At 70.3% G+C, this 19,091-nt stretch carries 19 protein-coding genes; 8 read left to right on the top strand and 11 right to left on the bottom strand.

The window, feature by feature from the left end; all coding sequences use genetic code 11:
• The first annotated feature begins 66 nt into the window (after positions 1–66).
• On the top strand, positions 67–360 hold the full coding sequence (locus tag EXE52_RS09350) for a hypothetical protein (protein WP_049929637.1): 294 nt from the start codon (positions 67–69) through the stop codon (positions 358–360).
• Positions 361–500: 140 nt separating this feature from the next.
• On the opposite strand, the gene arcS is transcribed toward EXE52_RS09350, so the two are convergent.
• Positions 501–2,333, bottom strand: coding sequence for an archaeosine synthase subunit alpha (gene arcS / locus EXE52_RS09345; RefSeq protein WP_089307685.1), 1,833 nt, complete (start codon positions 2,331–2,333; stop codon positions 501–503).
• Between the two features lie 130 nt (positions 2,334–2,463).
• Here arcS and EXE52_RS09340 point away from each other — a divergent pair, with 130 nt between their 5' ends.
• Both EXE52_RS09340 and EXE52_RS09335 read left to right on the top strand, forming a co-directional pair.
• Entirely contained in the window at positions 2,464–2,967 is a 504-nt protein-coding gene (locus EXE52_RS09340; protein ID WP_049929639.1) for a hypothetical protein, read from the top strand.
• 82 nt (positions 2,968–3,049) lie between these two features.
• Positions 3,050–4,330 carry an amidohydrolase gene (locus EXE52_RS09335; protein ID WP_089307686.1) on the top strand — a complete coding sequence of 427 codons (1,281 nt, stop codon included), beginning with the start codon at positions 3,050–3,052 and terminating at the stop codon, positions 4,328–4,330.
• 30 nt (positions 4,331–4,360) lie between these two features.
• Here EXE52_RS09335 and EXE52_RS09330 read toward each other — a convergent pair whose 3' ends face one another.
• Both EXE52_RS09330 and EXE52_RS09325 read right to left on the bottom strand, forming a co-directional pair.
• Positions 4,361–4,810: a Rieske 2Fe-2S domain-containing protein gene (locus EXE52_RS09330; RefSeq protein WP_049929641.1), complete on the bottom strand. Its 450-nt coding sequence runs from the start codon at positions 4,808–4,810 to the stop codon at positions 4,361–4,363.
• A gap of 4 nt (positions 4,811–4,814) precedes the next feature.
• On the bottom strand, positions 4,815–6,185 hold the full coding sequence (locus EXE52_RS09325) for a geranylgeranyl reductase family protein (RefSeq protein ID WP_089307687.1): 1,371 nt from the start codon (positions 6,183–6,185) through the stop codon (positions 4,815–4,817).
• 156 nt (positions 6,186–6,341) lie between these two features.
• Between EXE52_RS09325 and fer the strand changes: the two genes are divergently transcribed.
• Positions 6,342–7,142 carry a ferredoxin Fer gene (fer, locus tag EXE52_RS09320; protein ID WP_089307688.1) on the top strand — a complete coding sequence of 267 codons (801 nt, stop codon included), beginning with the start codon at positions 6,342–6,344 and terminating at the stop codon, positions 7,140–7,142.
• Positions 7,143–7,177: 35 nt separating this feature from the next.
• Here the strand turns inward: fer and EXE52_RS09315 are convergent, their stop codons facing one another.
• The 5 genes from EXE52_RS09315 to EXE52_RS09295 form a co-directional block, all read right to left on the bottom strand.
• On the bottom strand, positions 7,178–8,224 hold the full coding sequence (locus tag EXE52_RS09315; protein ID WP_089307689.1) for an ABC transporter permease: 1,047 nt from the start codon (positions 8,222–8,224) through the stop codon (positions 7,178–7,180).
• Positions 8,217–9,533, bottom strand: coding sequence for an ABC transporter permease (locus EXE52_RS09310; RefSeq protein ID WP_049929645.1), 1,317 nt, complete (start codon positions 9,531–9,533; stop codon positions 8,217–8,219). The genes EXE52_RS09315 and EXE52_RS09310 overlap by 8 nt, the downstream gene beginning before the upstream one ends.
• Positions 9,530–11,140 carry an ABC transporter ATP-binding protein gene (locus tag EXE52_RS09305; protein WP_086220001.1) on the bottom strand — a complete coding sequence of 537 codons (1,611 nt, stop codon included), beginning with the start codon at positions 11,138–11,140 and terminating at the stop codon, positions 9,530–9,532. The genes EXE52_RS09310 and EXE52_RS09305 overlap by 4 nt, the downstream gene beginning before the upstream one ends.
• A gap of 159 nt (positions 11,141–11,299) precedes the next feature.
• Positions 11,300–12,385: a BMP family protein gene (locus tag EXE52_RS09300; protein ID WP_086215894.1), complete on the bottom strand. Its 1,086-nt coding sequence runs from the start codon at positions 12,383–12,385 to the stop codon at positions 11,300–11,302.
• A 258-nt stretch (positions 12,386–12,643) separates the two neighbouring features.
• The gene (locus EXE52_RS09295) at positions 12,644–14,182 is read right to left on the bottom strand and encodes a phosphomannomutase (RefSeq protein ID WP_089307690.1); all 1,539 of its coding nucleotides are present in this window, start codon (positions 14,180–14,182) and stop codon (positions 12,644–12,646) included.
• 115 nt (positions 14,183–14,297) lie between these two features.
• Between EXE52_RS09295 and EXE52_RS09290 the strand changes: the two genes are divergently transcribed.
• Entirely contained in the window at positions 14,298–14,576 is a 279-nt protein-coding gene (locus EXE52_RS09290) for an acylphosphatase (protein WP_086220003.1), read from the top strand.
• Between the two features lie 26 nt (positions 14,577–14,602).
• Here EXE52_RS09290 and EXE52_RS09285 read toward each other — a convergent pair whose 3' ends face one another.
• Positions 14,603–15,076: a hypothetical protein gene (locus tag EXE52_RS09285; protein ID WP_086215896.1), complete on the bottom strand. Its 474-nt coding sequence runs from the start codon at positions 15,074–15,076 to the stop codon at positions 14,603–14,605.
• A 128-nt stretch (positions 15,077–15,204) separates the two neighbouring features.
• Between EXE52_RS09285 and EXE52_RS09280 the strand changes: the two genes are divergently transcribed.
• A complete protein-coding gene (locus tag EXE52_RS09280; protein ID WP_049929651.1) occupies positions 15,205–16,107 on the top strand; it encodes a hypothetical protein in 903 nt (300 codons plus the stop codon).
• Between the two features lie 424 nt (positions 16,108–16,531).
• Here EXE52_RS09280 and EXE52_RS09275 read toward each other — a convergent pair whose 3' ends face one another.
• Positions 16,532–16,924, bottom strand: a complete 393-nt coding sequence (locus tag EXE52_RS09275) for a helix-turn-helix domain-containing protein (RefSeq protein ID WP_089307691.1) — start codon at positions 16,922–16,924, stop codon at positions 16,532–16,534.
• Positions 16,925–16,993: 69 nt separating this feature from the next.
• On the opposite strand from EXE52_RS09275, the gene EXE52_RS09270 reads away from it, so the two are divergent.
• On the top strand, positions 16,994–17,443 hold the full coding sequence (locus EXE52_RS09270) for a DoxX family protein (protein ID WP_086220006.1): 450 nt from the start codon (positions 16,994–16,996) through the stop codon (positions 17,441–17,443).
• Between the two features lie 119 nt (positions 17,444–17,562).
• Entirely contained in the window at positions 17,563–18,045 is a 483-nt protein-coding gene (locus tag EXE52_RS09265) for a VOC family protein (protein ID WP_086216626.1), read from the top strand.
• A 19-nt stretch (positions 18,046–18,064) separates the two neighbouring features.
• Here the strand turns inward: EXE52_RS09265 and EXE52_RS09260 are convergent, their stop codons facing one another.
• Positions 18,065–18,523 carry an SRPBCC family protein gene (locus EXE52_RS09260; protein WP_049929655.1) on the bottom strand — a complete coding sequence of 153 codons (459 nt, stop codon included), beginning with the start codon at positions 18,521–18,523 and terminating at the stop codon, positions 18,065–18,067.
• Between the last annotated feature and the right edge of the window lie 568 nt (positions 18,524–19,091).

Genomic DNA, 19,091 nt, shown 5'->3' with positions numbered 1-19,091 from the left:
AAACTGACGCGGCGGTATTGCGTGTTAGGGGCAATAGTTATCCGGCGGCGAGACGTACTACCGTGTATGAAAGGCTGTGAGAAAGGCCGTCTATTCGGGTCCGCAATGATACTCGTCCAAGGGGTCGTCACCGCGCTCTTCCCGCGGGCGAGCGTCAGGCTCAGCAAAAAGATGATCGGGAAGAACTTCGACAACGCGTCGGAGCTCGAAGCGAAGCCGGCGTACCTCCGGCAGCTCCGTGCGATCGGCGTCGGTATGATCGCCGCGGGCGGGACGGGGTTGCTCCTCGAAGACTCCGAGGAATTGGAAACCGAACTGTCCGAACTCGGCGGCGCGGAGGGATCCGAGGCCGACGAGTGAAGCGCTCGCAACGCCGATAGTTCGGGGAACTTCTCGCGGAGCGCTCCCGAGTCGTAGCGGGCCGACATCGAAACGGGCTCCGGGTCCGGCGCGACAACTGAAGGCGATCGTCCGCCGAGGAGTTCACCGGAGCCGTCCAGTTACTTCTCCTCTCCGTGCCGCACCTCGACGGCGACGCCGCGGGTCGATCCCGCCATTTCTGGGCCAGACATCGCCGCGCGGCCGACCGCGAACGCCTTCGGCCCCTCGATGACGACCTCGTCGCCGACCCGAATATCGTCGTCCGCGTCGACGACGCCCGGCGCGAGCACGGAGCCACGCGGGACGAACTGATCGATCTCCACCCGCTTCGTCGGCGCGTCGCTCTCGACCCAGCGGCGCGCGCCGGCGAGGGTGAACGAGAGCGTGCCGTACTGCGGGACCATCGTCGCGAGCTGTTCGCCCGGCTCGCCCTCGCGGCCGGCGTCGGGCTCGTCGCCCCACACCTGGAGCTTGGGGTAGCGGCCGGTAGTGCGGACGTCGGCCTCGCCGCCGTATCGGTCGCCTCCGCCGCTCGCGCCGAGACCGCCGAACAGGTCGTCGCCCGCGCCGTCGCCGAGCAGGTAATCGGCGATAGCGCGAACCGTGTTGTGCTCGCGCTCCCGCTTGCTGTACGCCGGCTCGCCCTGGAGGGCGGCGTTCAGTTCGCCGAGCGACTCGTCGGTCGTCGGGTGGTCGACGCAGGTGTACTCGAAGTCGGCGTCGATCGCGGGGTCGCTCTCCACGCGCTCGCAGATCTCGCGGTACCCGTCCTCGGGGACGTGCGCGACGACGCGCGAGTAGTCGTTGCGTTCGAGATACCGCCGGAGGACCTCCGCGACGAACTCGATCTCGTCTTCGCTCCAGTCGCCCGTGACGACCGAGTCGTAGTGTTGAGCGGGGTAGGTCGTCTCGAGCTCCTGCGGCACCACGCCGATAGGGGAGGTAATCGAGACGGTGTGGCCGCGCCACTTGATCGCGTCGTGGAACTGGCGGTGACTCTGGGAGTCGCTGTACGGCTTCGTCGCCGAGCAGGGGACCAACACGAGCGGCTGGTCGGTGAACCGGTTCCGGTAGCGGCTCGTGACGCGGTCGGCGAACCGACGGATCTCGACGCGGTCGAGCGTCTCCGCCGACGCCGCCGTCACCTCCGCGTCGCGCATGAGCGGCGTCCGCTCCTCCAAGTACCCCCACTGGTCGTCGAACTCGCGGAACGCGGCCGTGAGCCACCCCTCGTGGCGGGCCTGCGCCTCGATGTAATCGCGCAGGCGGCCGCTCCGGATCCGCTCGCGGACCCGCCGAAGCTCGGCCCGCAGCGCGTTGGCGTTGTGGTCGGCGCAGTCGTCCCGGGTGAACTCGCTTCGGGGTTTCGCGCAGGCCGGGCAGGCGCAGGGGAGCTCCTCCAAGTCTTCGAGGAAGTGTTCCGCGTCGGCGGTGAGGTACATCCCCTGCGTCCCCTTCGTCCGGGCGCGCGTCGCGTCGACGAGGTCGGCGCCGGCGTACGCGAGGAGCGCGACGTTCCGCGGGGTCGCGACGCCGGAGAGGCCGAGCGCGGCGTCCGGCGGCAGCGCCGACTTCGCGCGGAGGATCGCGTCCCGGAACGCCTCGCCGTGGCCGACGAACCCCTGCGCGTCCGAGAGCAGGTACGCGTCGGCGCCGAGGTCGCGGGCGCTCCGACTGTCGACGACCGCGGCCGAGGGGAACGCGACGCCGGGGTGGTCGACCGCGAACGACTCGCGCACCTCGTCGCGGGTCCCCGCGGGGAACGCCCTGTGGGGAAGCACCGTCAGCGCGGTCTCGTCGCCGTCTGGGACCTCGCGGTCACCGGCCCAAAGACTTCCGGCGTCGTCGAGGAACGGGTCCGCCAGCGCCGGCGTGGACACGGGCTCGGCGAGGCGGACCTCCCCGAGCCGGGCGGCGCCGTCGCGCTCGTGGACCTCGAAGTAGTCGGTCATACCACCTCTCGCGGGGGGACCGTCAATTCTCTTGTGTTCCGGAGCCGCCGGGCTCCGAGTGGTTCGGCCGTCGACCTCGATCGAGTCCGGGCGCCGCAACTGTTAGGCGGGGCGCGGGCGTAGGATCGGTATGGACCCGACCGGCCCGTGGGACCGCGACCGCGTCGACGAGTTCCTCGCCGCCGCGTCCGTCCCGGTCCGCCTCGGCTGCCGTACCCCGGGCGACCGTCCGTGGATCGTCTCGCTGTGGTTCGCGTGGGACCCGGACGGGGGGAGCGCCGACGGTGGAGACGACGGCGACGGCGCGGCGCGGCCGCCCGGCGCGATCCGCTGTGCGACGAGCGCGAACGCCGATCTGGTCGAGTTCGTCGACCACGACGACAGCGTCTCTTTCGACGTGTCGACGAACGACCCGCCGTACAAGGGGGTCCGCGGCCGCGGCCGGGCGACGGTCCGACCAGACGATGGGAAGCGGCTCCTGCGGTCGCTCCTGACGAAGTACCTCGGCGGCACGGACAACCCGACCGCCGACCGGCTCCTGCGATCCGAGCGCGAGGAGGTCGAGATCCGGATCGAACCGGAGCGGATCCACGCGTGGGACTACTCTGAGCGGATGGGGACGGCCGAGGAGTGAGCCGCCCGCGGTCGGCTCCGATGCGGTCCCCGTCGCTCTCCGGCAGCCGACGTTTTAACCTGTCCCCGGGCCACCCACGGGTATGAGCGTTCTCGAAGACGACGAGTACCGCGCGTTCCGCCGCGACCTCCACCGCCACCCCGAGCCCGCGTGGCGCGAGTTCTACACCACCGCCCGCATCGTCGAGGCCCTCCGCGAGCGGGACCTGACGGAGTTCCACGTCGGCCCGGACGCGCTGGCGACCGACGAGCGACTGAACGTCCCCGACGACGAGGAGCTTGCGGAGTGGGAGGAGCAGGCGCGCGAGGCGGGCGCTGACCCGGATATCCTCGACCGGCTCTCGGGCGGCTACACCGGCTGCGTCGCGGTCGTCGAGCGCGGCGACGGCCCCGTGATCGGCCTGCGGGTCGACATCGACGCGCTCCCGATCACGGAGTCTGAGTCGGCCGAGCACGTCCCGGCCGCCGAGGGGTTCCGCTCCGAGCACGAGGGGTTCATGCACGCCTGCGGCCACGACGCCCACGCGACGATGGGGCTCGGCGCGCTCGACGCCGTCCTCGACTCCGACTTCTCCGGCACGCTCAAGGTGTTCTTCCAGCCGGGCGAGGAGCAGGTCGCAGGCGGGAAGCCGATGGCCGAGTCGGGCCACCTCGACGACGTCGACTACCTCTACGCGGTCCACGTCGGCCTCGATCACCCGTCCGGCGAGGTCGTCTGCGGCGTCGAGGGATTCCTCGCGGTGCGGCACTTCCTCGCGGAGTTCTCCGGCGAGCCCGCGCACGCCGGCGCGCGCCCCGAGCAGGGTCGGAACTCGGTTCAGGCGATGGCGGCGGCGGTCCAGAACCTCTACGCCATCCCGCGGCATGCCGACGGCCCCACGCGCGTGAACGCTGGGCTCGTCGGCGGCGGCACCGCGACGAACATCATCCCCGAGGAGTCGCACATCGAGGGCGAGCTCCGCGGACAGACGACGGAGCTCGCCGAGTACATGTCCGACCACGCCGACCGCATCCTCGACTCCGCCGCGGCGATGCACGACTGCGAGGTCGAGGTGTCGACGCTCGGCGAGGCGCCCAGCGCGACGAGCGACGACGCGCTCGCCGCCCTCGTCCGGGAGTCCGCGGGCGACGTCGAGGGCGTCACGAACGTCGTCGACAGCGACGACCTCGGCGGCTCCGAGGACGCTACGTACCTGATGAACCGCGTCCAAGATCAGGGCGGGCTCGCCTGCTACCTCGGCGTCGGCACCGACCACCCGGGCGGGCACCACACCACCGACTTCGACGTGGTCGAGGACGACCTGTCGCTCGGCATCGACGTGATCGCCGGCGCGATCCGGCGAGTCGCGGAGGCGCAGCCGTAGACGTCGCCGGTCCGCCGAATCTCGCCCCGTTCAGAAGGTGAGGTGCGAGCTCGACGACGGCCCCGCGCCGTCGTCGTCGTCCTCGTCCGGCAACCCCTCGCGGAGGTAGCTGAGGTCGTCGTCGGTCAGGAACACCGCGCCGTCGCGGACGGTCACGTCCACCGATCGGAGCGTCGTGCCCGCCGCCTCGCCGTTGTCGCAGCCGCCGTCGCACGCGTCGAACGCCGAACCGTGCTTCGGGCAGACGACGGAGCCGCCGCGGGTGACGGCGCCCACCGCCTCGCGGTGAAGCCGCTGGTCCTCGTGGGTACAGCGGTTGATCCACGCGCGCACCGGCGGGTCCTCGTCGTCGCGCTCATCCGACTCGTCCGCGCACGGCACGAGGAACACCTCGCGGTCCTCGTCGCCCTCACGAGCCGTGAACGCCCACGAGCCCTGCTCGCGCACCGTCTCGACGGTAGTGAGCCGGTAGCCGCTCACGGCCTCAGTACTTCGCGTCGGCGCCGGTCGTCTCGTAGACGCGGTCCATGATGTCGTCGCGCTGGCGGGTCCAGTTCGCCATCGCGGCGGGGCTCGTCGGGTACTCCTCGTAGTGGCCGATCAGCTCGTCCGCCAGCGACTTCGTCTGGTAGAAGTTCCGGATCGTCCCCCAGTAGCCGAACGACTTGACCGCGGCCTTCAGCTTCAGCCCGAAGGACATCGAGGTCGACCCCTCGTACAGCGCCTCCGCGAGCTTCTCGCCCGGCAGCGACGCGAGCAGCCCCATGAGGTTGTCCACGTCGACCGAAGTCGCGAGGACGTTGTACACGTCGAGGCCAGCGTACCGGCCGCCGAAGTGGTCCATCACGCGGGTGTTGTACCGCCAGAGGTTCTCCTCGCTCACGTCGTCGTCCGAGACGGCCTTCACGGCCTGCTCGCCGGCATACTTGCCCGCGTACGCCGCGCCGGCGATTCCCCCTCCGGTCGTCGGGTTCACGTGACCCGCCGCGTCGCCGACCGCCATGTACCCCGGCGCGACCGCCGAGTCGTAGGGGCGTCGGGTGGGCAGGGCGGCGCCCAGTTTGTCGCGGACCTCCGCGCCCTCGAACTCGGGGCGGTCGCGGAGGTCCTTCTTCAGCGACTCGACGAGCTTCATCGGCTCCTCCGTCATCTGGAAGCCGAGGCCGGCGTTGATCTCCGTCGCGGTCCGCGGGAAGTACCAGAGGTAGCCCGCCGCGCGGTCGGTCGCCTTGAACACCAGCGCGTCGTCCCACTCCACCGGCTCCGGCACGTCGACGATCTCGCGGTACGCCGAGCAGAACTGCGAGTACCGGACGTTCGTGTCGAAGGTCGTCTCCTCGAAGTCCGCCTTGTCTTGGAGCAGCGAGAGCGACCCGGCACCGTCGATCACGACGTCCGCCTCGTACGTCCGCGGGTCGCCCTTCCGCACCGCGTGGATACCGGTGACGCGGCCGCTCTCGTTCTGTCTCACGTCGTTGATGACGGTGTCGTAGTGGAAGTCGACGCCCGCGTCCTCGGCCCCGGAGATGAGCTGGCGGCCGTACTCCCAGCGATCGATGACGGCGAGCTCGCCGGGGACGGGGATCTCTAGGACCGTGTCCTCCTGCGGGATCTCGAAGCGACCGTGGTCGACGCCGGTGTTCGTGAACGCGGGTTCGAGTCGGTCCTTCGGGATCGCTTCGGGGAAGGCGTCGGCGCCCTTCAGGGCGTCGCCGCAGGCGATGTGGCCGGCCTCCTCGGCGTCCTTCCGCTCCACGATGACGACGTCGAGCCCCTCGTTCGCGATCGTCGCGGCGGCGTAGCAGCCGGCGGTCCCGGCCCCCGCCACGACGACGTCGTACTCGTCGATATCCATTACCGGACCGTGTCGTGCGCCGGGCAAAACTCTTTGCTCCCGTTTCGGTCGGCCGCGCGCCGACGAATTTCGCGATGGCCGGGGCGAGCCGGGGCGCGTCCGGAGCCTAACTGTTCAGGCTCGTCGTTTAACGGCCTCGAAACGAACGATACGGACATGGGGCAACTCGAACGGGTCGACGCCGACCGGCTCCGGGCGTGGCTCTCGGAGGTCCGGTCGGCGGAGGCGACCGCGGCGCTGATGACCGCCGTCGCGTACGACCGAGGTATCGGCACGGCCGAACTCGCTTCGTGGTACGACCGCTCCGAGGAGTGGGTCGAGGAGACGATCACGGCCCTCGACTCGCCGGGGCTCGTCTCGACGGTCGCCCGGCTCGAAGGGGTCGACATCGGGGCGGTCGCCGCGGAGTCGAACCTCGCGCCCGCGACGGTCCGCGATTGGTTCGACGACCTCGGCGACGAGCCGGTCGGCGAGGCGGCCGACGTGGTTCGGCGGTACGCGGAGGGGTCGGTCGAACCGGTCCGCACCGGGTCGCCGTCTACCGTCTATCACCTCGACCGCGACGCGCTGACCGAGCACGGCTGGTCGCTCGACGATGAGGACCTCTTCGAGAAGGCCGCAAACGCCGACCTCGACCTCCCGGAGTACGGCCGCTTCCTCGTCGAGCCCGGCGAGTCGATCCTGGAAGCGGCGGAGCGCGGCGGCCGGTCGTGGCCGTACGCCTGCCGCGGCGGCGCCTGCTCCAACTGCGCCGTGGTCGTGGTGAAGGGCGACGTGGCGATGCCGGGGCAGTCGATCCTCTCCGACGAGCAGATCCGCGGGGCGAACGCCCGCCTCTCCTGCGTCGGCGTCCCGATCACCGACGAGGTCAAGATCGTCACGGGGATCGGCGACACCGAGGCGTTCGCCGACCTGCGACTGCCCTCGCCGACCGAGGAGACCGAGGCGTCGGACTGACCGTCCGGACCCGGGAGGTCGTCAGCGGGCGCGAGCTACTCCTCGGTCTCGTAGTGTTCGCCCGCGGCCTCGGGGATCTGCGTCCGGCCGACCAGCGTGAGGACGACGATCACGACGACGTACGGGATGGTCTGGACCAGCGTGTCCGGGATCGCGTACCCGAGCTGCTGGAGCCGGATCTGTATCGCGTCGAGGCCGGCGAACAGCGCGCCCGCGCCGAGCGTCCCGAGCGGATTGTAGTTGCCGAACAGGTACGCGACGATGGCGATGAACCCCTTGCCCTGGACCATCGTCTCGCCGGAGCCGACGAACTGCCCGATGGACAGCGCCAGCGCCGAGCCGCCCACTCCGGAGAGGACGCCCGAGAGCAGCACCCCGGCGTAGCGCACCTTCGAGACGGAGACGCCGACCGTGTCGAGCGCCTTCGGGTTCTCGCCCGCCGCGCGGAGGTGTTTGCCGAACGCGGTCTTGTTCAACAGCCACCACGAGCCGGCGGTCGCGAAAACCACCATCGTCGCCGAGTACTGCCAGCCGACGCTCACGCCGAGGTTCGGCGTGTTGACGCCGCCGAAGAACACGGTCGACAGGAACGGCGCGAGCCCCAACGCGATGAGCCAGACGGCCAGCCCGGCGATGATCTGGTCGGCCTTGAACTCGATACAGACCACCGCGAACACCGCCGACAGGAACGTCGACGCCGCGATGCCGGCGAGGAACGCGATCGCGAGCGCCGGGACGCCGAGGACGGCGTTGCCCACGCCGACGACCGACGCGGCGTACACCGACACGAACGCCGAGATGATGAGGAGCCCCTCTAGGCCAATGTTGATGACGCCGGACTTCTCGGCGAAGATGCCGCCGAGTCCGGCGAGCACGATGGGCGCCGCGAGCCGCGCCGTCGACGTGGCGGTACTCGTCGAGAAGACGATGCCCGCGAGGTCGCCCGCCACGGAGTCGGGGAACGCGAGCCCGGACACGCCGAGCAGCGCGAGCACTCCGACGGTGCCGGCCATAAGCGAACGGACGTACCCCGACTCGCTCGCGCCTTCGAGGAGCGACGCCGGCGAGAGCGGGTTACGCATCGGCTTCACCCCCGTCGCCGCCGGCGGAGGCATCTGACTCCGCCGACGCCGCGCCGCCCGGGCCGCCGGCAGTCCCCCCGACGCCGGTGTATCGACCGATCATCCGGAAGAACTCCGGCATCGCGACGAACAGGATGATGAGCCCGCGCAGCACGGCGACGAGCTCCGTGGGAACGTCGGTCCGGAAGCCGATCTCCAAGGCGCCGCCCTTCAGGACCCCGAAGAGGAACGCCGCCGGCAGCACGCCGATCGGGTTGTTCCCGGCCAGGATCGAGACGGTGATCCCGTCGAAGCCGAGGTCCGGGATCGAGGCCATCCACCGCCCCTCGGACATCAGCACCCACACCGCGCCGCCGATACCGCCGAGCGCGCCGGACAACGTCATCGCCCGCACGGTCGTGAGCTTCGCGTTCACACCGCCGTACTCGGCCGCGGCCGCCTGGACGCCACTCGTCCGGAGGTCGTACCCGAGCGACGTGTGCTCGACGAAGTAGTAGAGCGCGCCGATGAAGGCGATGCCCCCTGCCAGCGCGAGCAGCGCGAAGTCGGTGGACGGGGGGAATAGCACCGACGGGAACTGCGCGTATTCTGGGACGTAGCGGGTGGCGACCACCGAGGAGCCCTCGGCGCGGAACACCTCCAACACGAGCACGTACGCGACGTTCGCGGCGACGAAGTTGAGCATGATCGTCGTGATCACCTCGTTGGCGTCGGCGTACGCCTTGAGCGCGCCGGGTATCGCGCCCCAGAGTCCGCCGCCGACCGCGCCCGCCGCGGTCCCGACGACGATCAGCACGGCACCGGCGACCGGGCCGGCCGGGAGCAGGGGCGCGAGCGCGAGGACCGAGAGGGCGGTCGAGAGCGCCCCGACGACGAGCTGCCCCTGCGTGCCGATGTTGAACAGGCCGGCGCGGAAGGCGACGGCGACGGAGAGCCCGGTGAAGATCAGGAGCGTCGTCTCCGAGAGCGTCAGACCGAACGAGAGGTTGAACGGCGTCCACGCGGGGTTGAACAGCCCGGGGTCGCCGACGGCGAACGGGTACCCGAGCGCGCCGTTGAACAGCACGACGTACACCTCGATCGGGTCGTAACAGAAGCCGATCCCGGTGAGCGGCATCGTCCACGCCGCGGTCGAACACTGCGCGATCCGGCCGGAGACGAGCACGAGCGCGAAGCCGACGACGATCGAGAGGAGGATCGCGGCGACGCTGATGACGAGCCGCTCGGCGACGCTCCGGTCGACGAACGGGGCGACCACGCGGGCGAGGAGGGACTCCGTACGGTCCCCGTCGGGCGCCGAATCGCTCACGCGTCCACCCCCTCGTCGTCGGCCGCCCCGCCGTCGACCTCGTCCGGCGCGCCGCCGGCGTCGTGGATCGCCGCCCGTTCGACCGAGTCGTCGTCGAGCGACTCGCCCGCCATCAGCAGCCCGATCTCCTCTTCGGTCACGCTCGCGGGGTCGACGACTCCGGTGAACTCTCCTTCGTGAATCACCGCGAGCCGGTCGGAGAGCCCCTGTACCTCGTCGAGCTTCGAGGAGACGAGCAGGACCGCCTTCCCCTCGGCGCGCAGTTCGAGCAGCCGGTCGTGGAGGAACTCCGTGGAGCCGATGTCGACGCCGCGGGTGGGGTGGGCGGCGACGACCAGCTCAGGGTCGCGCTCGAACTCCCGCCCGACGATGAACTTCTGCTGGTTCCCTCCCGACAGCGACTCGGCCTCCGCGTCGGCGTCCGGCGGCCGGACGTCGTACTGCTCGATGACGGACTCGGCGTGGTCCTGCGCCGCGCCCCAGTCGAGCCGTCCGCCGCGCGCGAACGGCGGGTCGTGTTGGCTCCCCAGGACCCCGTTTTCGGTGAGGTCGTATGACATCACCAGGCCGCGCTCCTGTCGGTCTTCGGGGATGAACGCCATCCCGCGGTCGATCCGGTCGCGGCGGGTCTGCCCGACCATCGACTCGCCGCGGTAGCGGATCTCCCCGGACGCCGTCTCGCGCAGACCCGTGATCGCCTCGGCGAGCTGTGACTGTCCGTTGCCGTCGACGCCCGCGATCCCCAGGATCTCCCCGCCCCGGAGCTCGAAGGACAGGTCCGAGACCGCCTCGACGCCCCGATCGTCCTCGACGCACAGGTCGGTCACCTCCAGCACGCGCTCGCCCGTCTCTCGGGGCGACGTGGCGGGGTCCATCAGCACCTCCCGGCCGACCATCATCTCCGCGAGCTCCTCGCGCGTCACGTCGGCCGCGGCGACGGTGCCCACGTTGACCCCGTCGCGGAGGACGGTGATGTCGTCGGCCGCCGACAGCGCCTCGCCGAGCTTGTGCGAGATGAAGATGATCGTCTTCCCCTGTTCGGTGAGCTCTTCGAAGACGCCGTACAGCTCCTCGACCTCCTGCGGCGTCAGCACCGCGGTCGGCTCGTCCATGATGAGCACCTCGGCGCCGCGGTACAGCGCCTTCAGGATCTCGACGCGCTGCTGCTCTCCGACCGAGATGTCCGCGATCGTCGCGTCCGGGTCCACGTCGAAGCCGTACCGCTCGCTCAGTTCGACGACGGCCTCCCGCGCCGCCTCCCTGTCGACGCGGAGTCCGCCCCAAGTCGTCGGCTCGTTGCCTAAGACGACGTTCTCCCACACCGTCATCGGGTCGACGAGCATGAAGTGTTGGTGGATCATGCCGACGCCCGCGTCGATCGCGTCCCGCGGCGAGTCGAACGACCGCGGCTCGCCGTCGAGCCGGACGGTCCCCTCGGTCGGCCGGTAGAGACCGTACAGGACGTTCATCAGCGTGGTCTTGCCGGCCCCGTTCTCGCCGAGGAGGGCGTGGACGCTCCCGCGCTCCACCGCGAGATCGACGTCGTCGTTCGCGACGACCCCGGGGAATCGCTTCGTGATACCGTCCAAGTGGACCGCCGGGTTCATTCACCCGTAACTCCGCGCCGGAGCCTAAAAGCGCCCGGATTCCGAGCTACTGCGCCCGGTCCTGTTCGTCGTCCGACCGGAACGAGGGACACTCCGTCGCCCGACCGGAGCAAAAAAATTCCGCCAGCGGGGTTCGGCTTCGAGTCGGCGGCGCCGCGTTCAGTTGCTCGTCGTCTCCGGGACCTCGATGTTCCCGGCGATGATCTCGTCGCGCGCGTCGGCCACGGCGGTCGCGATCTCGTCTGGGACCTGGTCGCCGATCTCCTGCCCGTAGACGCACTCGACGCCGTTGGACTCCAAGCCGAGCGCGGTGGTCGACCCGCCCTGGTGATTGTCGTCGATGACGTTCGAGATCGACTCGTACACCGCGGTGTCGACGCGTTTCACCATCGACGCCAGGATGACGTCCGAGAACGACTCGTTGGAGACCGACTGGTCCTGGTCGACGCCGAAGGCGAACCGCCCCTCCTCCTGTGCGGCTTGGAACACGCCGACGCCCGTCGCGCCCGAGGCGTGGTAGACGACGTCCGCGCCGCTCTGGTACATCGACAGCGCCGCCTCCTGCCCGCCGGTGGGGTCGGCGTAGCTGCCGACGTAGCTCGTGGTGACGTCGACGTCGTCGGTCGCGTAGTCGACGCCGGCCTCGAACCCGGCCTGGAACCGGCGGATGACGGGGCTGTCGACGCCGCCGACGAACCCGACGGTCGTCGAGTCCGGGTCCGTCTCGCCGGCGCCGGCCGAGAACTCGGTCTCGGTCAGGCGGCCGGCGAGCACGCCCATCAGGAACGAGCCCTCGTGCTCGCGGAACAGGTAGTTCGCGACGTTCGGTTCGTCGACGACGGTGTCGACGATCATGAAGTCCTGGTCGGGGTACTCGGGCGCGGTCTGCGAGAGCGAGTCGCCCTGATTGAACCCGATCGTACAGACCAGGTCGTAGGCCGGGTCGGTCGAGCCGGCGTACTGCTGCTGGAACTGCTCGAACTCGCCGGCGCCGTCGGGCTCCGACTCGTCGTACGCGATGCCGAACTCCTCTTCCGCCTGGAAGATCCCCTGCTGGGCCGCGTCGTTGAACGAGTTGTCCCCCAGTCCGCCGTCGGAATAGACGATGCCGATCCGCGCCGGCACGTCGCCGTCGCCCCCGTCGCCCCCGTCACCGCTCGGGCCGCCGCTACACCCGGCGAGGCCGACGAGGCCCGCTGCGCTTGCCGCCTTGATGAACCGCCGCCGATCGAAGTCGGATGCCATCTCACTCGTACCCCCGTCGGAACGCGGCATAAATTCGTCGTTCTCGCGGTGTCGAGGTGGCACGTTCGTGGAGAGAAGCGGCCCGATTCCGGGGTATCAGTCGCCCGATCGCCGCCGTCTGATCCACGAACCCGAATCTCTCACGGTTCCGAACGGGGTGACGCGGGGTCGCCGACGCGTCCGCGACGGGGCGTCGGCGGTCGGACCGGCCGGCCCTACGCGTCCGCGACGGGGCGTCGGCGGTCGGACCGGCCGGCCCTACGCGTCCGCGACCGCGTCCTCGACCACGGCTTCGACCTCGGCGACGAGGGCGTCGACATCGTCGCTCTCGGCGTACACGCGGACGTACGGCTCGGTGCCGGAGGGCCGAACCAGCGTCCACGAGGCGTCGTCGAACTCCAGGCGGACGCCGTGGTCGGTGTCCACCGCGGCGTCGGGGAATGCGTCCGGCAACGCCGTCGCCAACCGGTCCATCGCCGGCTCCTTCGCGTCGTCGGGACAGGCCACGCTCACCTTTCGGTACGGGCGCTCGGTCACCGGGCCGCGGAGCGCGTCGAGCCCCTCGTCGGCGACGAGGCGCGCGAGCACCGCCGCGGAGGTCACGCCGTCGATCCAGCCGCCGAACGCGACGTGGATGTGCTTCCACGGTTCGGCCGCGAAGACGACGCGCGTGTCAGCGCCCACCTCTCCCGCGGCGCCCGCCTCGCCGACCGTGCCGGCCTCGCCGAGGGCGCCGGCCGCGCTGGCGTCCTCCCGGACCGCGGCGATCCCCTCGTGGAGCGCGCCGAGCCGGACGCGCTCGACGCGCCCGCCGGCGTCGCGGACGCGTTCGTCGATCCGACCGGAGGCGTTCGGCGTCGTCACGACGACGGGGTCAGCGGCGTCGCTCGCGCGGGTGTACCGCTCCGCGAGCACCGCGAGCACCGTGTCCTCGTGGACGACCTCGCCGTCCGCGTCGACGATCACGATCCGGTCGGCGTCGCCGTCGTGACCGATACCGAAGGCGAACCCCTCGGTCTCGTCCGCGTCGCCGTCGCCTCCCGCTCCCCTCCCGTCGTCGGCCGGCCGTCCGGGGTCCTCGACGCCCTCGTTGGCGTCGGCGACGAACGCGCGCAGGTCGGCGAGCGTCTCCGGGGTCGGCTTGCTCCCGCGGCCGGGGAAGTGCCCGTCGACGTTCCCGTTGAGCGTGACCACGTCGGCGCCGAGTTCGCGGAGGACGGTCGGCGTCGCGGGCGCGCTCATCCCGTTTCCGCAGTCGACCGCGACCCGGAGCCCGTCGAGGGGCGCGCCGAACCCCGCAGCGTACTCGCGGACGGCGGCGAGGTAGTCGCCGAGCGGGTCGGTTCGAGTCGGCTCGGTCCACTCGTCCCACGGAGCGACCGGCTCCTCGTCGGCGACCCGCGACTCGACGGCGCGCTCAGCGTCGCGGTCGAACTCCGTCCCGTCGCGGAACAGCTTGATCCCGTTGTCCGTCGGCGGATTGTGGGACGCGGTGAGCATCACGCCGTAGCGCCCCCGCGAGGCGTACGCGAGCGCCGGGGTCGGGAGCTGCCCGGCGCGGCGGACGGCGACGCCGCCGGCGGAGAGACCGGCCTCCATCGCGGCCGCGAGCGCCGGGCCGGTCACCCGCCCGTCGCGGGCGAGGACGACCGTCGGCTCGGGCGTCGACGCGGCGGTCGAATCGTCGGTACGCGATCGGATCTCGGCGCCCACGGCCCGCCCGACGGCGAGCGCGAGCGACGGGGTGACGCGGTCCTCGACGCCGCCGCGGATCCCGGCGGTTCCGAACAGGTCCATGTCGCCCACGTCGGCGCGCGGGAGTTAGTAGGCGTCGGTTGCGGGCGCGGGTCGGTCGGCGGCCGGTCGGTCGCGGGCGGGTCGTTTAACAGGCAGCGCGCCGCACCACCGACCGATGACCGACCGCGTTCGAGCGCACGTGTTCGTCTCGGGCCGCGTCCAAGGCGTCTACTACCGGGCGAGCACCCGCGACGCCGCCCGCGAGAAGGGCGTCGACGGCTGGGTGCGGAACCTCGACGACGGCCGGGTCGAGGCCGTCTTCGAGGGTCCGGAGGGAGCCGTTCGCGACATGGTGGCGTGGTGTGAGACCGGGAGCCGGGCCGCCGAGGTCGACGACGTGGACGCCGAGTACGGCGCGCCGGAGGGGGAAGACGGGTTCGAGGTCAGGCGGTGAGCGGGCGTCGGCGCCGCCCGACCGTCTCAGTCGTCGCGCGCCAGCGCGGCGGCGTCGCCGGGGGGCTCCCGGACGCCGAGCTCCTCTAACGCGCGCAACACCACGATCGCCTCGACCACGTCGCGCTCCTCTGTGTAGGGATCGTCGACCGCGTCGAGCGTCGCCTCGGCCTCGGATGCCAGTCGCGTCTCCAGTTCCGTCTGGTCCGTCTCGGCCTTCGTCGCCGACAGCAGCGCCTCGTGGTCCTCGCGGAGGTCGAGGGAGACGTGCGCCGCGTTACACCGCGAGAGCGGGTGCGCGTCCATCTCGACGGCGAGGTCGCTCACGAGGTCCCAGTCGTCGGCGCAGAAGCGGAGCGTCACGGTCCCGACCACGTCGCGCCACGCGATCGGCTCGCCGTTCTCCATGAGCCGGAGCGCCCGCGGCGGCACGGCGATCCGGGTGTGGGTGTCGTCCCGGCCGCACAGGCAACAGGGAGTGTTCTTCAGTCCGGCGTACACGGCGTCACGTACGCGCCGGAGTATGGTGTGCGTTTCGGCGGGCAAGCACCTTTCGCCCGCGCCGGGAGCGCCGTCGCCGAATCGAGGTCACACAAAACACATACGCCGTCGGAGGATCGGAACAGGTGATGAATCGCCCGTCACCCGAACTCCTCGCGGCCCTCTGCCTGTTCGTCGTCGGAGTCGGGGTCGTCACCGGCGCTGTCGCGGGCGCGACGGACCCGGCCCCGGTTACGTACTCGGTGGATCGAACGGACAGCGAAGTCCACCGCTACGCGGACCTCTCCGGGGCGGCGCGGGACGTCGTCGACGCCGGCTCTGATCGCGGTGAAGCCTCCGTCAAGGCTGCCGGCGATCGCGACGAGGTCGCTGTCGACGACCTCCCGTCCGAGTTCCGGTCGGGGGCTTGGAACTTCGTCAGGGACGGCGGCGAACTGGCGTGTTTCTTCCCGACGGACGACGCCGACTCCGGAGACGTCAGCGTCGCGTTCGCCGACTGCGAGGGGTTCGCCTTCGAATACGAGGACCTCTCCGAACGGGGACAGCGCTTCTTCACGGTGGCGGCGGACTCCGACGACGGCAGCGTCTCGATCTCGAAACCGGTTCCCTCGGGATTGGACGTCGCTCCGGGAGACACCGGGATCGACATCGAGGAGGCTCCCGAGGAGGGAGGCCTGTACTACGTGTTCGCGGACGAGCGCGTCTACGAGTTCACGCTCTACGGACCGGGTCCGCTCGGCGGGTTCGGCGCGCTCATCTACGCCGCCTTCGTGATCGCTCTCGGCCTCGCCCTCATCGCCGGCAGCGCCTACGGCTACCGGGTCTCGGCGGTCCACGCGCCGGCGGCCGCGGCGGTCGGTGCGAGCGTGTACCTCGTGCCGCCGCTCGTGGAGGCCGCCGGGCTGCTCAGGTGGTCGATACGACTCGACGGGTACACCCCATGGGGGGTCCCGCTCGTGATCGCTCTCGCGGTGGGCGGGGTAGCGTACATCATCCCGGACCTGTACGCGTTCGCGCGAAAGTACGTGTGAGAGCGACGCAGCGGCTGCGCGACGCGGCGGCACGATTTACAGACCGATGTGCCTGCCAGCGCCGCTCATCGATTTGTGAGGCGGTGGCGCGTGCCTCCGAGCGTCCAACGGACGCGAGGAGCACGCGCGAGGGAGTCGGCGGGCCGGAGCGAAGCGGAGGCCGGCCGACGAGGCTGGGGAGGTGTGAGGCTGCGGTGCTGTACGGGGCGGGACTCAAAGGGGCAGTCGCGAGGGCGGCGCACGCTCGCTGCGCTCCTCGGTCGCTCGCGCTGCTCGCTCCCTGCGGTGCTTGCGTCGCCTGCGCCGCCCTCGCGGCTGGGGCTTTGGAGGCCTTCATCGACGATTCGCTGTTGGTAGTTTATAAACAAACAGCCTGGGAACGGATGTCTGTTTATAAACGAAATCCACTCCTGCTAACGCACGCTTACGCGTCGCACTCGGCGAGCCACTCCTGGGCCCACTCGTCGATCTCCTCGAAGACGGGGGCGAGCGACTCGCCTTTCGCGGTCAGGCTGTAGTACGTCGCCACCGGCGCGTCCTCCTCTAACCGGCGGTCGACGAAGCCCGTCTCTTGGAGGTCGTCGAGCACGCGCGAGAGCGTCCGGGCGTTCGCGTCGGTCTCGCGCTTGAGCTCGTTGAACCGCGCCTCGCCGTTCAACAGCTCGTGGAGGACGACGAGCCGCCACTGCGAGCCGATCTGTTCGATGGAGTCGATGACGGGGCATGGGGTCTCGGGCGCCGTCGCCTCGCCAGCCGCTTCAGCCCCCGAATCCGCCGTCTCCGCCGACTCCGCCGCGGAAAGGTCCTGTGATGACATCGGTGTTACCTACTAACTCTATTGTCCGGGAAGCGATAAATAGGTTACGTCCGTATAGCAGGTTACACGATGTTAGCTGAAACCGCGACGTTACCGCTCCAGTTCGACACACCCCTCGCGGGCGAACTCTTCCTGCTCGGCCGGATCCTGTTCGGCGCGACGCTCGCGTTCATGGGGCTCAACCACTTCATGGACCTCGAGACGATGGCCGGCTACGCCGAGTTCAAGGGCCTCCCCGCGCCGCAGTTCTCGGTGATCGCCTCGGGCGCCGTCCTCGTCCTCGGCGGACTCGCCGTCGCCGCGGGCGCGTTCCCGGTCCTCGCCGGGGGCTCGCTCGCGTTCTTCCTCCTCGTCTCCGCCGTGACGATGCACGACTTCTGGTCGGTGGACGACCCCGAAGAGCGGCAGAACGAGATGACGAGCTTCCTGAAGAACGTCTACGGCGCCGGCGCCGCGCTGGCGTTGCTCGCCGTCGGCGGGGCCGCGTGGCCGTACGCGGTCGGCGTCGGGCTGTTCTGAGCGCCGTTCGAACCGACTGACCGAGCCGACCCCCAACCGAATCGTCCGGCGACTGGCGTATCCGCGTTTCGAACCCCCAGTACGACTAACTACTCTCCCGACGACCGATCACGCGGACCATGACCGACGCGCCGCCGACGACGGGACTCCACCACGTCACGAACATCTGTACCGACATCGAGGAGACCGCGGCGTTCTACGAGGACGTGCTCGGCTGGCACACGGTCAAGCGGACGCAGAACTACGACGACCCCGGGACGCCGCACTACTACTTCTCGTCGACTCCGGAGGGCGAGCCGGGCACCAACGTCACCTACTTCGAGTACCCGAACTCGCAGGGGACGCCCGGCCCGGGCGCAAGCCACCACTTCGCGTTCGGCGTCGAGGACGAGGCGACGCTCCGCGAGTGGAGGGAACACCTCGAGGCCCACGATGTCCGCGTCTCCGAGGTGAAAGACCGGACCTACTTCAAGAGCGTCTACTTCACCGACCCCGACGGGCTCGTCTTCGAACTCGCGACGCGAGGGCCGGGAGTCACCCGCGACGAGGACGAGCCCGGCGGCGAGGTCATCGACCCCTTCGAAGCGGGTTACGAGAACTGAGGCACGGGCGCCGCCCGGATCACCCTCCCTCGACGAGCGCCGCGAACTTGTCGAGCGCGCGTCGGCAGACGGGGACGTACGGGGCCGCGACGAGCGGGACTTCGATCACCGCTCGACACCGACCCGGATCCTCCGGATAGCGGTCGACCCGGTGGCCCGTGGCCGGAACCCCGGCGACCCGCCAGTCCCAGCGGAGGCGCGTCGCGGCCGTCACCCGGAACGGAACCCAAGCGTCCGCGACCCGGACCCGTCCGGTCGTCCCGCTCTCGACGTACCGATCGGTGCTCTCCACGCCCCCCACGGACGGGCTCCAGTCGGGCCACCGTCGCGTGTCGCGGAGCGCCGTCGCGGTCCGCTCAGGCGGGGCGTCGATGTCGCGGCCGACCGCGAGCGTCGTCCCCTCTCGGACCACCGCGGTTTCGCTGTCGCGATCGGAATCTCCCAACACGTCGCGTCCTCCGGCGGCGGCGTCCCTCATCGCTGTGATCCTCCGCTCAGATCCGAACGCACATCCGATACCTGGGGCATAAAACAGAGGCAATACGCAATTCGTCCACTTTTTGCGCTATCGTGGCACAGAGCCATATTAATACCTTATATGGTATGAGGACTCATTATCTCTTTCCACGAAGGGTTAATACAGAGGTCCGGGGTATTGGGAGTCAATATGGCAAGCGATCGCGACACCATGAAAGACGTCTCGCACACAGCACCGAACGACACCTCCGCGGACGCGGTCTGGGAACGAGGGCGAGGACCGGTCGAGGAAGAGGAAGAAGAGTAGCGCGAGTCGACCGTTTTCTCTCGTCGGGCCGGCCCGCCCCGGCCTTCGTCGCCGATCCGACTCGTCGAGCGCGTCCTCTCGCCGCTCAGTACGCTGTTCGACGGGATCACCCGTCGGATGAACGCGTACATCAGCGGCGACGGGAACGTCGAGAAACCTTACACGGAGTGACGGACTACCGGACGGAGCGATCGGCTACCGAACGGAGTCGGGGGCTCGGCCGACCGTCGTTCGTCGCGCTCGCTCGCCCTCCGGTGTCCTC

Origin of the sequence: Halorubrum sp. CGM4_25_10-8A (assembly GCF_005435025.1) — an archaeon.
Classification (GTDB): domain Archaea; phylum Halobacteriota; class Halobacteria; order Halobacteriales; family Haloferacaceae; genus Halorubrum; species Halorubrum ezzemoulense.
The sequence above is the reverse complement of the archived record's forward strand: the minus strand, read 5'-3'. Positions and strand labels throughout refer to the sequence as shown.

Excerpts from the sequence above, each read along its gene's own strand:
- EXE52_RS09350 (WP_049929637.1), top strand. The coding sequence starts at position 67 with ATGAAAGGCTGTGAGAAAGGCCGTCTATTCGGGTCCGCAATGATACTC.
- arcS (WP_089307685.1), bottom strand. The coding sequence starts at position 2,333 with ATGACCGACTACTTCGAGGTCCACGAGCGCGACGGCGCCGCCCGGCTC.
- EXE52_RS09340 (WP_049929639.1), top strand. The coding sequence starts at position 2,464 with ATGGACCCGACCGGCCCGTGGGACCGCGACCGCGTCGACGAGTTCCTC.
- EXE52_RS09335 (WP_089307686.1), top strand. The coding sequence starts at position 3,050 with ATGAGCGTTCTCGAAGACGACGAGTACCGCGCGTTCCGCCGCGACCTC.
- EXE52_RS09325 (WP_089307687.1), bottom strand. The coding sequence starts at position 6,185 with ATGGATATCGACGAGTACGACGTCGTCGTGGCGGGGGCCGGGACCGCC.
- fer (WP_089307688.1), top strand. The coding sequence starts at position 6,342 with ATGGGGCAACTCGAACGGGTCGACGCCGACCGGCTCCGGGCGTGGCTC.
- EXE52_RS09315 (WP_089307689.1), bottom strand. The coding sequence starts at position 8,224 with ATGCGTAACCCGCTCTCGCCGGCGTCGCTCCTCGAAGGCGCGAGCGAG.
- EXE52_RS09305 (WP_086220001.1), bottom strand. The coding sequence starts at position 11,140 with ATGAACCCGGCGGTCCACTTGGACGGTATCACGAAGCGATTCCCCGGG.
- EXE52_RS09300 (WP_086215894.1), bottom strand. The coding sequence starts at position 12,385 with ATGGCATCCGACTTCGATCGGCGGCGGTTCATCAAGGCGGCAAGCGCA.
- EXE52_RS09295 (WP_089307690.1), bottom strand. The coding sequence starts at position 14,182 with ATGGACCTGTTCGGAACCGCCGGGATCCGCGGCGGCGTCGAGGACCGC.
- EXE52_RS09290 (WP_086220003.1), top strand. The coding sequence starts at position 14,298 with ATGACCGACCGCGTTCGAGCGCACGTGTTCGTCTCGGGCCGCGTCCAA.
- EXE52_RS09280 (WP_049929651.1), top strand. The coding sequence starts at position 15,205 with ATGAATCGCCCGTCACCCGAACTCCTCGCGGCCCTCTGCCTGTTCGTC.
- EXE52_RS09275 (WP_089307691.1), bottom strand. The coding sequence starts at position 16,924 with ATGTCATCACAGGACCTTTCCGCGGCGGAGTCGGCGGAGACGGCGGAT.
- EXE52_RS09270 (WP_086220006.1), top strand. The coding sequence starts at position 16,994 with ATGTTAGCTGAAACCGCGACGTTACCGCTCCAGTTCGACACACCCCTC.
- EXE52_RS09265 (WP_086216626.1), top strand. The coding sequence starts at position 17,563 with ATGACCGACGCGCCGCCGACGACGGGACTCCACCACGTCACGAACATC.
- EXE52_RS09260 (WP_049929655.1), bottom strand. The coding sequence starts at position 18,523 with ATGAGGGACGCCGCCGCCGGAGGACGCGACGTGTTGGGAGATTCCGAT.